The organism is Streptomyces sp. NPDC030798 (assembly GCF_055572275.1).
The window spans coordinates 266,503-279,772 of sequence record NZ_JBVIDR010000005.1 but is presented as its reverse complement, the minus strand read 5'-3'; the positions used below and the strand labels follow the sequence as shown (position 1 = coordinate 279,772).

The window sequence follows — 13,270 nt, the reverse complement described above, 5'->3', positions numbered from 1 at the left end:
CCAAACCCGGCGCGATCGAAGTTGTCTTTTTCTGCCCCTACTTGACCGATAGCGATACTCGTCTTCAGGGGTCTGTCTCACCAAGCAAGCGTTCAGAGACAGTTGTTGAAGCCCCAGAGCATCTCGCTCGGGTTCTCCGCCCGCTCACGCAGATCCGCCAGCACCTCGCGCAGGACGGGGTGCTGCAGGGTGCTCAGCTCCTCCAGGTCGAGCGTCAGCAGATCCGGCAGCGGCTCCTCGTGCTGCGTCAGCGGTGACGCGTCCCGTGTGCTCATGTCCCCGTTCCTCTCCCTGGTCCGCCGGTACGGCGGCTCGGTCACTCCAGTGCGGCCAGCCGGGCCGCCGTGTCCTCGGCGGTCGGCTCGCCCGTGCCGAGGCTGCCGTCGGGCAGCCGCGCCCACTCGGCGCGGGCCGACCGGTAGGCGTCGCGGGCCGCGCGCGGGCGGGCCGCCGCCTCGTAGGACATACCCCGCCAGTGGTGCGCTTGCGCGGCCAGTTCCACCGCCTCCTGCCGCCGGCGATCGGTCTCGGCCATCTCCTCCGCGTCCCGGGCCGCTTCCGCCGCCAGCCGGAAGGCGTCCATCGCGTCGTCCAGCCGCGTCGGCCGGCCGAGGCTCTGGTACGCCTCGTACTGGGTCTGCCCCAGTTCCAGTCGGCAACGGGCGGCCACCAGCGGGTGGTTCGCCTCCGCCGCCGCCAGGCCGAACAGGTGCTCCGCCTCACGCAGGTCCACCCGGTCCCCGCGCAGCCGGTAGCGCAGGATCAGAGCACGGCCCAGCAACAGCAGGCGGTAGGCGGTGTGTTCGCTGCCGGTGGGCGTCTCCGCCCGGCAGTCGCGCAGCACCCGGATCGCCTGGGAGAGCGGCTCCCAGGCACGGAAGCCGGTCTGCGAGGCCGCGTGGCGCAGCAGCACCTCGCCCCACTCCTGCAGCACGTCGGGGTATCCGGCCGCGTCGCGCGGAGTGTCCGCGGCGGCCGTCGCGAACGAGGCGGCGGCCTCCCGCAGTTCACGCGGGTCCCCGGTCTCGGCGTACCGGGCGGCCCGGATGCGTCCGGCGCGCACATGCAGGGCGGCCCGCTGGCCGCGCTTGAGGGGGCCGGCCAGCGCCTCCTCCACCCGGTGCCGGGCCTCGTCCAGGTCGCCGTCCGACTTCAGCAGGGCGTCGACCAGGTCCAGGTGGACCCGCACCCGCTCGCCCTTCGGGTCGGTCCCGCTCTCGGGGGCCGCCGCCAGCACGTCCCGCAGCGACCGGGCCGCCTGCTCGGCGTACCCGCGGGCCTGCTCCGGGTCGGTGGTGGCGTCCGCCAGCCGCAGCAGGACGCGGCCGTGCGCCAGCGGGAGTTCGGGCGGGCGGCTGCCGCGGTCCGGCCAGGCGTCGGCGAAGGCCTCCAGCATGCCGACCGCGGTCTGCAGCAGCGCGCTGTCGGCGCCGAGCCGCCACTGGGCCTCCAGGGCGGCGACGTGCTCCAGGGTGAGCGCCAGCGCCTCCTGCTGCTCCAGACCGGGGGCCGCGCAGGCCACCTCGTACTCCCGGGCGGCGCGGCGCAGCAGGTCCAGGGCGCCGTGCTGGTCGCCGCGGCGTCTGCGGTCGGTGGCAGCCGCGTGCAGGACACGGGCCAGCGCGGCCCGCTGGTGCTGGGCGTGCGGATGGGCCACGGCCCGTTCGGCGGCCTGCTCCGCCTCGCGCAGCAGCTCGGCCCCGCCGCCCTGCACCTCCCACAGCCGCAGCGTGCAGCGCGCGTACTCCGCCCACAGCTCCGGGTCGGCCCCGCGCGGGCGCTCGTGCTCGGTGGCGCCGCGCAGCAGCTGCACGGCGTCGATCAGGTCCTGCACCATGCCCTCGGCGTCGAACCGCTCGAGCAGCGCGCGGGCGCGGACGACGGCCGGGTGCGTGGGCCGCGCACCGGAGGCGGTGACGTCGGAGCCGCCGTAGAGGCGGAACTGTTCCGGCAGGGGCATGAAGCGCTCCAGGACACGGGCCGCGACCTCGGCGAAGGGCTGCGGGACCAGCGTGGTGTCACCGTTGTCGCCGTCCGCACCGGGGTAGGGGGCGCCGGACGCGCGGGGGCGCCCGGCGCCCGCGTCGCCGAGCTGGGCCAGGGCCAGGGCCGGGAAGTTGGCGCCGCCCTTGCCGAAGCGCTGCTCGATGTACTCGGAGACGTGCTTGAGGACCAGAACGGCCTCGTCCCGGCCGAGCGTCGACAGCAGCGCCTCGCGGACCTCCGGCTCCATCTCGTACCACTGGGTGCCGTCCTGCCCGTACGCCTCCCCCGCGCGCGTGACGAGCCCGCCGAGGAGCACCTCGGCGAGTTCCGAGGGCCCGGAGTCGGGCAGCATCGTGCGCTGCACCAGCTGCATCACCGGCAGGCACAGCGGGGCGGCCGCGAGGTAGACGGCGAGGCGGCCGGCGGCCGGGGAGGCCGCGGAGCGGAACCGGCTGACCCGTTCCACCGACGTCGGGCGGCGGGTGCCGCGGGACTCGGGCGCGGGCGGCTGGTCCGCGCGCACCCAGCCCACCGCGCCCGGCACCGGTCCGGAGCCGGCCCCCGACAGCAGCCGCGCCCACGCGCCGAGGGCCACCGGCTCGGGCGGCAGCACGGGCACGGGCAGGACGCCCGGGGGCGGTGCGACCTGGGCGCCGTCCGGGGTGTGCACGTGCAGCACGGCGCCGCCCGGGCTCTCGCCGCGGGTCAGCTGCCCGTACGTCACGGGCAGCCGGGTGCGGTTCCACAGGCGCTGCGGCAGCGGCTGGAGCACTGCGACGGGGGCGAGCCGGGCCAGGTGGTGCAGCAGCCGGTGGGCGTGCCCGGTGCGCCACAGCGGGCCCGTGCAGTCGCTGACCAGCAGGGTGATACGACGTCCGGTGGGGTCGCTCAGCCGATCCACGGTGTGCAGCGGGGCCGCGTGGGCGTCCGGGCTGCGGCCGACCGCGGGCTCGCCGTCCGGCCCGGTGTGCAGATGGCTGACCTGGATGTCCCCGAAGGCACCCAACTGGACGAAGACCTGCTGCAGTTCGGTGAACAACCGGTCCCACACGCGCATCGAGGGCGCGGCGTCCAGCACGAGCTGGAGCCGGGCGTCGCCCCGGGTGACGGCGCGGTGGACGGGGATGATCAAGCCGCCCGCGCGGGCGCTCAGCTCGGCGGTGGCCGCCTCGTCCAGCTCCGTGCGCAGGGGCGGTGCGACGCTCCGGTACGTCTGCAACGGCCTGAGGGCGCGCTGGAGCCGGATCGGGGACGGCAGCACGGACGCGGCGGGCACCCCGACCGGCAGCGCCGTCACCTGCCCGGCGACGGTGACGCCGGGGGTGGCGCCGCGGGGCAGCGAGTACAGCGTGATGCGCCCGTCCGCGCGAGCGGGCGGGGGCGGGACCGGCGGCCGCTGCTCCGGGGTGTCCGGGGCAGGGGCGGCGGCCGTCGTGCGCTCCCGGGGCGAGGAGGCCGCCAGGGGCGGTGCACCGGGGCGCGCGGTGGCGCCGGGGCCGTCCGGGTGGTCCGCGGGCGCGGGCCGGGCCCAGCGGGCGAGCCACACCGCGTCGCTCAGCTGCTCCGCGTCCGGGTCGAGCCCGACCTCCCGCAGACGGCGGACGAGTTGGGCGAGCGGATCGCCGCCGCCGGACGCGCCGGACCGGCCGGCCTCGGGATCCTCCGGGCCGGGGGGAACGGGGCCGTGTCCCGCCGGTGCGTCGGGCATCAGCGCCTCACCTCGGGCGGTCGAGCCGCTGGATGAGCAGGTCGGCGAGCCGTTCCCGGCTGGGCGGGGCAGCCGCGTCGGTCAGGTAGATCGCGTTCAGCAGCTGGTCGGTGGCGAGGAGTTCGCTCCGGGAGCGCTCCAGGAAGCGGCCGATGAGATCGTCGCCCGCGCGTGCGGCCTCGTCGCCGAGGTGGGCGCGGACGAAGGTGGCGAGCCGGTTGTGGTCGGGCCGGTCCAGCTCCAGGTGGATGCAGCGGCGCATCAGCGGGGCCGGGAAGTCCCGTTCGCCGTTGCTGGTGAGCACCACGAACGGGAAGGCGCGGCAGCGCACCCGGCCGTCGCGCACGGCGACCTTGGTGCCGTCCGCGGTGAGCACCTCGGCCTCGCCGCCGGGCAGCCGGTCGGCGATGCGCTGCAACTCGGGGATCTCGAACTCGCCCTCCTCCAGTACGTTCAGGAGGTCGTTGGGCAGGTCGATGTCGCTCTTGTCGAGCTCGTCGATGAGCAGCACGCGCGGGGTGTCGGTGGGCAGCAGGGCGGTGCCGAGCGGGCCGAGCCGGATGTAGCTCCCGATGGCCTCGACGGCTCCGGGGCCGGCGCCGACCGTCCCTCCCCCCCTCTCGGCTTCGCTCGAGCGGGAGGTACCCCCGTCTCCCTGGGCGGCGATCTGCACGTCCTGGAGGCGGGCGATGGCGTCGTAGTGGTACAGCCCGTCCTGGAGCGTGGAGCGGCTGACGATGGACCAGCGCAGCACCTCGCCCAGTCCGAGCTCGTACGCGACCGAGTGGGCCAGCGTGCTCTTTCCGGCACCGGGGCTTCCGGTCACCAGCAGGGGGCGGCGCAGATACAGGGCCGCGTTGATCATCTCCAGCTCTTCGGCGCCGGGCCGGTGCAGCTCCGCCAGATGCCGGTACGCGCCGAGCCTGCGGTCCCGGGAGCCGTCGCCGGCGCCGGCCGCGTCCCGTCCGGAGAAGTCCCGCCAGGGCGGCGGCGGGGGGAGCCTGCTCATGCCGTCGTGGGGTTCCCCGGCGCCCCGGTAGATGAGCCACTCACTGGGTTCGGTCATGTCCGGTCCTCGTCACTCGTCCGCGGCAGCCGTCGAACGTGCATCACCGTATCGACCCGCAGGTGCCCTGGTAAGGGGAACAGGAGGGAACTGGCGAGTTGCGCCACGGGGCCTCGAACGGATCGCATCACGGAGCCTCCAGCAGATCGCCGGTTCCGGGCAGGGGGCGGTGCGGATCGTCGTACAACAGAGCTATTCCGTCGGCCCAGAAGGCCTCCGTGCGCCCCGCGCGCACATCCAGGCGCAGCCCGTGCACCACGTCGGGCAGGAAGGCCACGCCGTCCCCGTCGTCGACGACCGCCTTGACGCCCCGGTGGAACTCGCCGCACACGGACTCGGGTTTGGGCGTGCCGCGGTGGCGCCACAGCGCGACACCGAAACCGGACCGCAGGATCCGGCCGAGCGAGGCGGGGTCGTTGTCGTAGCGCAGGTCGCCCAGGCGGCACAGCACCGGCACGGTGTGCGGCGCGAGACCGCGCAGGGCCGCCACGCCGGGCACCGGCTTTCTGACGCCGTCGTCGCAGTCCAGCACCTCGGCCTGCGCCTGGCCGGCGTGCAACCGGCGCCAGCGGTCCCGGCGTTCGCCGTCCTCGTCGTCGTACGGGTCCCAGGCCGCCGGGTGGCGGGTGCCCGGGAACGCCGGTTCCTCGTCGTCGGGGAGCTGGTCGCGGTCGGCGCAGCGGACGAGGACGGGCCGCTCGGCGCCCAGCGGGACCCCGCCGGGCCGCAGCCGCCACTCGTCCACGGCCAGGTCCAGCAGCAGATGCGGCAGGGCCGCGTACAACGTGGCGGGCCGTCCGGGTTCGTCGCAGCGGCGGAAGGCCTCGGTGAGCGGCGCGGCCACATGGGCGGCCAGATCGTCCAGGGGGGCGCGCTCGGCCTCGTGCAGCCGGGTCGTCGCGCCGTCGGGCTCGGCGACCGAGACCGACCAGTCGCAGCGGTCGGGCTCCCAGCCCCGGCGTAACACCACCAGCAGCACGGAGGGGCCCGGCGGCGCGACGAGCGGATGCGCCGCCGCGCGCTCCTCCAGCTCCCGCAGCACGGTGTGCTCCGCCCGTTGGTGCACGCCGGGTACCGTGCGGCGCGGCCCGAGCAGCTCGGCGCGCTGCTCGGCGAGACCGCGCCGGTAGCCGCTGTCCAGGCCCGTCGCCGCGTGCTTCACCCAGTCCCACAGGGCCTGTTCGGCGGCGATCGTGCCGGGCTTGCGCGGGCGCTCCACGGCGAGGATGCGCATCGCGTAGTCCAGCACGAGCTTCAACGCGCCGTCCTGGCGCGCGTGTTCGTACAGGGTGCCCAGCCCGTCCCGCCAGCCGCGCGGGGCGGGCGCGGTGGACGGCAGCCGGAAGTCCGGCAGCGAGCCGAGGATGTCGAGCAGGCCGCGGGTGCTGAGCGGCGGCGGCAGGTCGGCGAGCCGCCCGAGCAGCTCGCTGCGCTCGTGCGGGCTGAGCGTCCGGCCGGGGCGCACACCGAGTTCGCCCTGGACGTCGGCCCAGGTGGGGGTGGGCGAGTCGGAGGGTTGCTGGCGGTCTCGGTGGTAGCGGTCGTGGGCGTGGAAGACCACCTGGTACGGGTCGCCGTGCTCGGCACGCGCCGGCTGCGGCGGCTGGAGGGTGCGCAGCTGCTGGACGCCGATGCAGGTGCCGCCCGTCCCGTGGTCCGCGCGGGACTTCAGGACGCCCACGACCTCTCCGCGCACCGGGTCGACCACCGGCCCGCCGGAGACGCCGGGCGGCAGGTCGTTCTGGCCGAGCCGCACCTGCTCCTCCGACGACCACGCGCTGATGGTGCCCTGCACGGACAGCTCGCCGTCCAGGATCTCCAGCCGGCCCCGGGCGGCGGTCCAGCCGGCGTAGAACACCCTGCGCCCGCCGACGTGCACGGCGGGCCGCTCGGAGACGTACACGCACGCGTGCTCGGCGGGCTCGCGCAGCCGGACGAGGGCCAGGTCCGGCGCGGGCCAGCCGCCGGCCGGCGGCCCACCGGCGTGCTCGGGCAGGGTGACCGCCACGCGCGCGGGAACCGCACGCGGCTCCTCGTAGGGGCTCGTCCGGTACACCACGGCGACCTCGCCCCCCTCCCCCTCGTGGACCACGTGCGCGCAGGTCAGAACCCAGTTCGGCGCGACGAAGAAGCCACTGCCGAGGAACCCCCCGGGCTCGTCGTGGGCATACCCGGCGCCCGGGCGATGAATGCGCACGGTGGCCGCGAGAACGAGTTCACGCAGCGCAAGGTGCGCAGCATCGAACCCCTCCGATGCGCCCCCGTCGTACCCGTCCGTCATGCCCTGCCCCCACCGTCGCCCACCCCGAACCCCTCGTGCCTCCGGCCGCCGGGCGGTGCGCCGGGGTGGGGGGCGCCGGAGGGCGGTGGAGGCGCGGGCGCCGGGGCAGCGGGGGCGAGGGGCGGCGCGGGGGCGGCGTCGGGGAGCTGCACAGGGGCGGCGCCCGGGGTCGGCGCGGCTGTGGGGAGCTGCGCTGCAGTGTCTGCGGGGGCGGCGTCGCGGGTCGGCGCGGAGGCGGGGAGCTGCACGTGCGCAGCATCCGGGGTCGGCGCGGGCGCGGGGGCGGCGTCGGAAGTGGGCGCGGCTGCGGGCGGCCGTGGCGGCGTGGCCGCCGGCTGCCGCGCGGACATGGTTGCGGCCGCCGGCGGCGTGGCTGGGGGCGGCGGCGCGGCTCCAGAGGGCTGCGCGGCAGCGGGGGGCTGCGCAGGCAGGGGTGACTGTGCAGATATGGGTGGCTGCGCAGGTATGGGTGGCTGCGCAGACAAGGGTGACTGCGCAGGTGCGGGTGGCTGCGTCGGGGGGGCCGCGGGCGGATGTGCCGTGGTCGGCGGTGTCGTGGCGGCGGGGGCGTCCGGGTCTGGTGGGCCGCCGCCGTTCCAGGTCAGGGTGACCGTGATGCCCGCCTTGGCCTCGCCGTCCGCGAGCAGCCCCACCACCTTGCCGGCCTTCGCGGTCAGCTCGATGCCGAACTCGACGCTCACCTCGTCCGGCTTCACCGCGCGCAGCGGACCCGTCAGCGACCGGGCGACCCCGGTGATCAGCGAGTGCAGGCTCTCCACGCTCGCCTCGACCCGCTCGGCGAATCCGGTGTCCGTGTACGACAGCCCGCCCGACGGCACGGCCAGCTCCTCGGCCCCCGAGATGCGCGCCCACACCGGCGTACCGTCGGGCAGCCGGACCCGCGCCACCCGGGTGGTTCCCCCTCCGGTGGCCCCAGTGGCTCCCGTCGCCGAACTCTCCCCGTTCATCCCCGCTCCCCCGTTCCCCCCTGGCCCCGTGGCACCACCTGGCCCGTCCCGCCGGACGGCTGCCTATCATTTTCCTGTTCTCGCCCGGCTCTCCCGGCGGAAAGGCATCACTTCCTCGCTCTCGCAGGATGAGGGTTCTTCCCGCCCGGAAGCGCCCCTACCCCTGCACTGACCGACGGAGCGGCATCCATGTACTTCACCGACCGAGGCATCGAAGAACTGGAGAAGCGGCGCGGCGAGGAGGAGTTCACCTTCGAGTGGCTCGCCGAGCAGCTGCGTACGTTCGTCGACCTCAACCCCGACTTCGAGGTGCCGGTGGAACGCCTGGCGACCTGGCTGGCCCGGCTCGACGACGAGGACGACGAGTAGCCCCGGCGTTCCACGCCCCGCACCACCACGCGAGACCGCCCCCGGTTCCGCAACGGCCCCCGGCCCCGGAATCCGGGGGCGACGCATGCCCGGACGCAGCCATCGGCGAGTCGATGTGCCCACTTGGCCACCTGTACCCACCCCACTCCTCACCCGAAAGAGTGCCTTGACTTCACCTGCCCGCGATATATCGTGTTCGTAGAAGACGCGATATGGCGTGTCGCATCCCGACGCCCGCGTCGTGTTCCGTCCGGCCGAGGAGGTCCCCATGTCCGAGTGGTCCGTCGCCGAGCCCCAGAAGCTGACCTTCGACACGCCCGTCAGAGACCTCCAGGTACGCATCGTCAACGGAACGGTGAACGTGGTGGGCACCGAGGAAGGTTCCGCCCGTCTGGAGGTCACGGAGATCGAGGGACCGCCCCTGATCGTCACGCACCGGGGCGGCACCCTCACCGTGGCCTATGAGGACCTGCCCTGGAAGGGCTTTTTGAAGTGGCTCGACCGCAAGGGCTGGCGGCGCAGCGCGGTCGTCTCCCTGGCCGTGCCCGCCGAGACACGTGTGGAGGTGGGCGTGGTCGGCGCCGGCGCGGTCGTCTCCGGGATCAGCGGGCCCTCGGTGGTGAAGGGGGTCACCGGCGACACCACGCTCGTCGGCCTGTCCGGCCCGGTCCGCGCCGACACCGTCTCCGGCAGCCTGGAGGCCCAGGCCGTCACCGGCGACCTGCGGTTCAACTCGGTGTCGGGCGATCTGACCGTGGTGGAGGGCTCGGGCTCCTCCGTCCGCGCCGACTCCGTCAGCGGCTCCATGATCGTCGACCTGGACCCGGACGGTCCCACCGACATCCGGCTGACCAGCGTCTCCGGCGAGATCGCCATCCGGCTGCCGCACCCGGCGGACGCGGAGGTGGAGGCGAACACCGCGAGCGGCACCATCTCCAACGCCTTCGACGGTCTGCGCGTGCACGGCCAGTGGGGCGCCCACAAGATCACCGGCCGCCTCGGCGCGGGCAACGGCAAGCTGCGGGCCACCACGGTCTCCGGCTCCATCGCCCTGCTGCGCCGCCCACCGGCGGAGGACGACCACGACACCCCTTGGGAGTCCGCCTCACACGGCGCCGGCAGCCCCGCGCGCCCCGCCGGCGCCGGCTCACCCGACCTCACCGGTCCCGCCGCCGGCCCGACAGCCGGCTCCGAGCCCACCTCGGGAGACAATTCCGTCTCCGGCCGGCCCGGTGCCGACGCCCCCGGCGCCCCGGCCGACGGCACGACCGACAAGAAGGTGCTCTGACATGCCTCCCGTCTTCGCCCACGGCCGCCTCCGCCTCTACCTGCTCAAGCTGCTCGACGAGGCCCCGCGCCACGGCTATGAGGTGATCAGGCTCCTCGAGGAGCGCTTCCAGGGCCTGTACGCCCCCTCGGCGGGCACGGTCTACCCGCGCCTGGCCAAACTGGAGGCCGAGGGCCTGGTCACGCACACCACCGAGGGCGGCCGCAAGGTGTACGCCATCACGGACGCCGGCCGTGCCGAGCTGGCCGACCGCAGCGGTGAGCTGGCCGACCTGGAGCTGGAGATCCGCGAGTCCGTCGCCGAACTGGCCGCCGAGATAAGGGCCGACGTACGGGGCGCGGCCGGTGATCTGCGGCGCGAGATGCGCGCGGCCGCCTCCGAGGCCCGCAAGGGCTCCCGGGCCTCCGGCGCCCGCGCGGGCTTCTCCGGGGAGTACGGCGACCTGGACGACAAGGAGGCCTGGCAGGCCGCCAAGGAGGAGATGCGCCGGGTCAAGCAGGAGTGGAAGGAGCAGGCCCGCCGCGCCAAGGACGAGAGCCGGCGCGCCCGCGAGGAGGCCCAGCGGGCCCGGCACCAGGCGCAGGAGGCCCAGGCGCGGGCGCGGGCCCAGGCGCAGGAGGAGATGCAGCGCATCGCCCGCCGGGTCCAGGAGCGCGTGCAGGATCACTTCGCGCGCGGCGACTGGCCGACCGGCGTGCGCGACGGCCTGGCCGAACTGGCCAAGGAGTTCGGGGAGTTCGGTCGGGACCACGGCAGGGAGTTCGGCAAGGACTGGGGCTTCGGCCGCACCGCCGAAGGCCCGGGCCCCCGCAAGTCCGCCCCGGCGGCGGGGCCGGACCACTCCGCCGCCCCGGAGGACTTCCCCGCCGAGTACGAGCCGTCCTGGGCCCATGAGGCCGGCAGCGGCGACCCGTCCCGCGACCTGGACCGCCTGCTCGACCGCTTCCGTGACGACATCCGCGACGCGGCCCGCGACCACGGCGTCACCGACGACCAGCTCCGCGACGCCCGCCGCCACCTGTCGGCGGCGGCGGCGCACATCGGGGCGATACTGCGCCGCCCCAGAGTCTGAGCCGCCGGAACGCGAGGGGCGGGCCCGGCCCCGGACCCGCCTCGCCGTGCCTCCGGGCAGGGGCTCAGGAGTTGGTGAGCACGATCTTGCCGAACTGCTCGCCGGACGCCAGCCGTTCGAAGCCCTCGCGGGCCCGGTCCAGGGGCAGCACCTCGTCGATGACGGGGCGTACGCCCGTGGCGGCGCAGAAGGAGAGCAGGTCCTCCAGCTCGTCCTTGGTGCCCATCGTGGAGCCGACGATCTTCAGCTCCAGGAAGAAGATCCGGGTCAGCTCGGCGTTCGAGGGCCGGTCGCCGCTGGTGGCGCCGGAGATGACGAGCGTGCCGCCGGGCCGCAGGGACTTCACCGAGTGGGACCAGGTGGCGGCGCCCACGGTCTCGATGACGGCGTCCACCCGCTGCGGCAGCCGGGCCCCGGGCTCCGTCGCCTCGACCGCGCCGAGTTCCAGCGCCCGCTTGCGCTTCGCCTCGTCCCGGCTGGTGGCGAAGACCCTGAGGCCCGCCGCACGGCCGAGCGCGATCGCGGCTGTGGCGACACCACCGCCCGCTCCCTGGACGAGGACGGAGTCACCGGGCCGCACACCGGCGTTGGTGAACAGCATCCGGTACGCCGTCAGCCACGCCGTCGGCAGGCACGCGGCCTCCGCGAAGGACAGCTCCTTGGGCTTGGGCAGAATGTTCCAGGTCGGCACGGCGACCTGCTCGGCGAAGGTGCCCTGGTAGCGCTCGGTGAGGATGGAGCGGGGCTCCCTGGGGCCGACGCCGTGACCGGTCTGGCCGATGACGGAGTGCAGGACGACCTCGTTGCCGTCCTCGTCGATCCCGGCGGCGTCGCAGCCGAGGATCATCGGCAGCTTGTCCTCCGCGAGGCCCACGCCGCGCAGGGACCAGAGGTCGTGATGGTTCAGGGAAGCGGCCCGCACGGTGACGGTGCTCCAGCCGGGCCGGGCCTCGGGGGCCGGACGCTCCCCCAACTCCAGGCCGGTCAGCGGCTGGTCGCGGTCGATTCGGGCGGCGTAGGCAGCGAACATGGCTCGACGATAGGTGCGCCGTGCAGCCGACGGAACCAGGCAGGGCTGTGACACATGCCCTCTTGCGTGACAGCCGGTGCACGCCTCCCGGGGACGGTGGCCCCCGGGCGGCGGTGCCGTGGAATCACCCGATCGCGTGGTGGGTGAAGAGGCGGCCCCGCCCGTCCGGGCGGGGCCGGTTCACTCAGCGACGGGCGACGCCCTCGGCACGAGCGGCCGCGGCCACCGCGGCGGTCACGGCCGGAGCGACCCGCTCGTCGAAGGGCGACGGAATCACATAGTCGGCGGCGAGATCGTCCCCGACGACAGCGGCCAGTGCCTCGGCCGCGGCGATCTTCATGCCCTCGGTGATCCGTGTGGCCCGCACCTGCAGCGCGCCCGCGAAGATCCCGGGGAAGGCCAGCACGTTGTTGATCTGGTTGGGGAAGTCCGACCGCCCGGTGGCGACCACGGCGGCGTACTTGTGCGCCACCTCCGGGTGCACCTCCGGGTTCGGGTTGGCCATCGCGAACACGAAGGCGCCCTCAGCCATGGAGGCGACCGCCGCCTCCGCGACCGTACCGCCGGAGACGCCGATGAACACGTCCGCACCCGCGAGGGCGTCCTCCAGCGAGCCGCTGATCCCGGCCTTGTTGGTGAAGGAGGCGAGCTCCCGCTTCACCGGCGTCAGGTCCTCGCGGTCGGTCGAGACGACGCCCTTGCGGTCCGCCACGGCCACGTCCCCGATACCGGCCTCGACCAGCATCTTGGCGATGGCGACACCGGCCGCGCCGGCGCCCGAGATGACGGCCCGGAGCTGACCGATCTCCCGTCCGCTCAGCCGCGCCGCGTTGCGCAGCGCCGCGAGCGTCACGACGGCCGTGCCGTGCTGGTCGTCGTGGAAGACCGGGATGTCCAGCCGCTCCTGGAGCCGGCGCTCGATCTCGAAGCACCGGGGCGCCGAGATGTCCTCCAGGTTCACTCCGCCGAAGGAGGGAGCGAGCCGGACGACGGTCTCGACGATGTCGTCGACGTCCGTGCAGTCGAGCGCGATGGGCACCGCGTCGACGCCGCCGAACTGCTTGAACAGGATCGCCTTGCCCTCCATCACGGGGAGGGAGGCCTGGGGACCGATGTCCCCGAGTCCCAGCACGGCCGTGCCGTCGGTGACGACGGCGACCACGGAGGACTTCCATGTGTAGTCGTTGACCAGCTCCGGCTGCTCCGCGATCGCGGTGCACACGCGCGCGACGCCGGGCGTGTACGCGAGGGAAAGGTCGTCCTTGTTGCGCACCGGCACGGTGGCCTGCACGGCCATTTTGCCGCCGCGGTGCAGCGCGAACGCCGGATCGAAGGAATCGAGGGGCTCGGCCCCTTCCTGATCCGTACTGCTGTCGCTGCGAGGATTGACGATCTCCGCTGCCACTTTGTCTTACCCCTTAGGTATGCATGGTTTGAGGGTCGACCACTCCTGGTGAGGGGTGGGCGGGCACCGCGCAGGCCCGGTTGCTGATACGTACGAG

9 protein-coding genes and 1 pseudogene are annotated in these 13,270 nt (G+C 74.6%); 3 read left to right on the top strand and 7 right to left on the bottom strand.

Annotated elements, in window-relative coordinates; translation table 11 throughout:
- Positions 1-92 precede the first annotated feature (92 nt).
- From fxsA to ACZ404_RS14265, 5 genes and pseudogenes are all read right to left on the bottom strand, one after another.
- Positions 93-275 carry an FxSxx-COOH cyclophane-containing RiPP peptide gene (fxsA, locus tag ACZ404_RS14285; protein ID WP_468439474.1) on the bottom strand — a complete coding sequence of 61 codons (183 nt, stop codon included), beginning with the start codon at positions 273-275 and terminating at the stop codon, positions 93-95.
- A gap of 41 nt (positions 276-316) precedes the next feature.
- Complete coding sequence (locus ACZ404_RS14280; RefSeq protein WP_468439472.1) at positions 317-3,694, bottom strand: SAV_2336 N-terminal domain-related protein; 3,378 nt, start codon at positions 3,692-3,694, stop codon at positions 317-319.
- A gap of 7 nt (positions 3,695-3,701) precedes the next feature.
- Positions 3,702-4,760, bottom strand: coding sequence for an AAA family ATPase (locus ACZ404_RS14275; RefSeq protein ID WP_468439470.1), 1,059 nt, complete (start codon positions 4,758-4,760; stop codon positions 3,702-3,704).
- A 127-nt stretch (positions 4,761-4,887) separates the two neighbouring features.
- Positions 4,888-7,041, bottom strand: coding sequence for a VMAP-C domain-containing protein (locus ACZ404_RS14270; RefSeq protein WP_468439468.1), 2,154 nt, complete (start codon positions 7,039-7,041; stop codon positions 4,888-4,890).
- Positions 7,042-7,430: 389 nt separating this feature from the next.
- Positions 7,431-8,009 (bottom strand): annotated as a pseudogene (locus tag ACZ404_RS14265) (CU044_2847 family protein); the annotation flags it as partial.
- 189 nt (positions 8,010-8,198) lie between these two features.
- On the opposite strand from ACZ404_RS14265, the gene ACZ404_RS14260 reads away from it, so the two are divergent.
- The 3 genes from ACZ404_RS14260 to ACZ404_RS14250 all read left to right on the top strand — a co-directional run bounded on the left by ACZ404_RS14260 (position 8,199) and on the right by ACZ404_RS14250 (position 10,738).
- On the top strand, positions 8,199-8,378 hold the full coding sequence (locus tag ACZ404_RS14260; protein WP_383677852.1) for a DUF6104 family protein: 180 nt from the start codon (positions 8,199-8,201) through the stop codon (positions 8,376-8,378).
- A 268-nt stretch (positions 8,379-8,646) separates the two neighbouring features.
- Positions 8,647-9,666 (top strand): DUF4097 family beta strand repeat-containing protein, encoded by a 1,020-nt coding sequence (locus ACZ404_RS14255; protein ID WP_468439466.1) that lies wholly within the window; start codon positions 8,647-8,649, stop codon positions 9,664-9,666.
- Position 9,667: 1 nt separating this feature from the next.
- On the top strand, positions 9,668-10,738 hold the full coding sequence (locus tag ACZ404_RS14250; RefSeq protein ID WP_468439464.1) for a helix-turn-helix transcriptional regulator: 1,071 nt from the start codon (positions 9,668-9,670) through the stop codon (positions 10,736-10,738).
- A 64-nt stretch (positions 10,739-10,802) separates the two neighbouring features.
- On the opposite strand, the gene ACZ404_RS14245 is transcribed toward ACZ404_RS14250, so the two are convergent.
- On the bottom strand, positions 10,803-11,768 hold the full coding sequence (locus tag ACZ404_RS14245; RefSeq protein ID WP_468439462.1) for a zinc-binding dehydrogenase: 966 nt from the start codon (positions 11,766-11,768) through the stop codon (positions 10,803-10,805).
- A 184-nt stretch (positions 11,769-11,952) separates the two neighbouring features.
- Positions 11,953-13,173 (bottom strand): NAD(P)-dependent malic enzyme, encoded by a 1,221-nt coding sequence (locus tag ACZ404_RS14240; protein ID WP_468439460.1) that lies wholly within the window; start codon positions 13,171-13,173, stop codon positions 11,953-11,955.
- Positions 13,174-13,270: the final 97 nt, after the last annotated feature.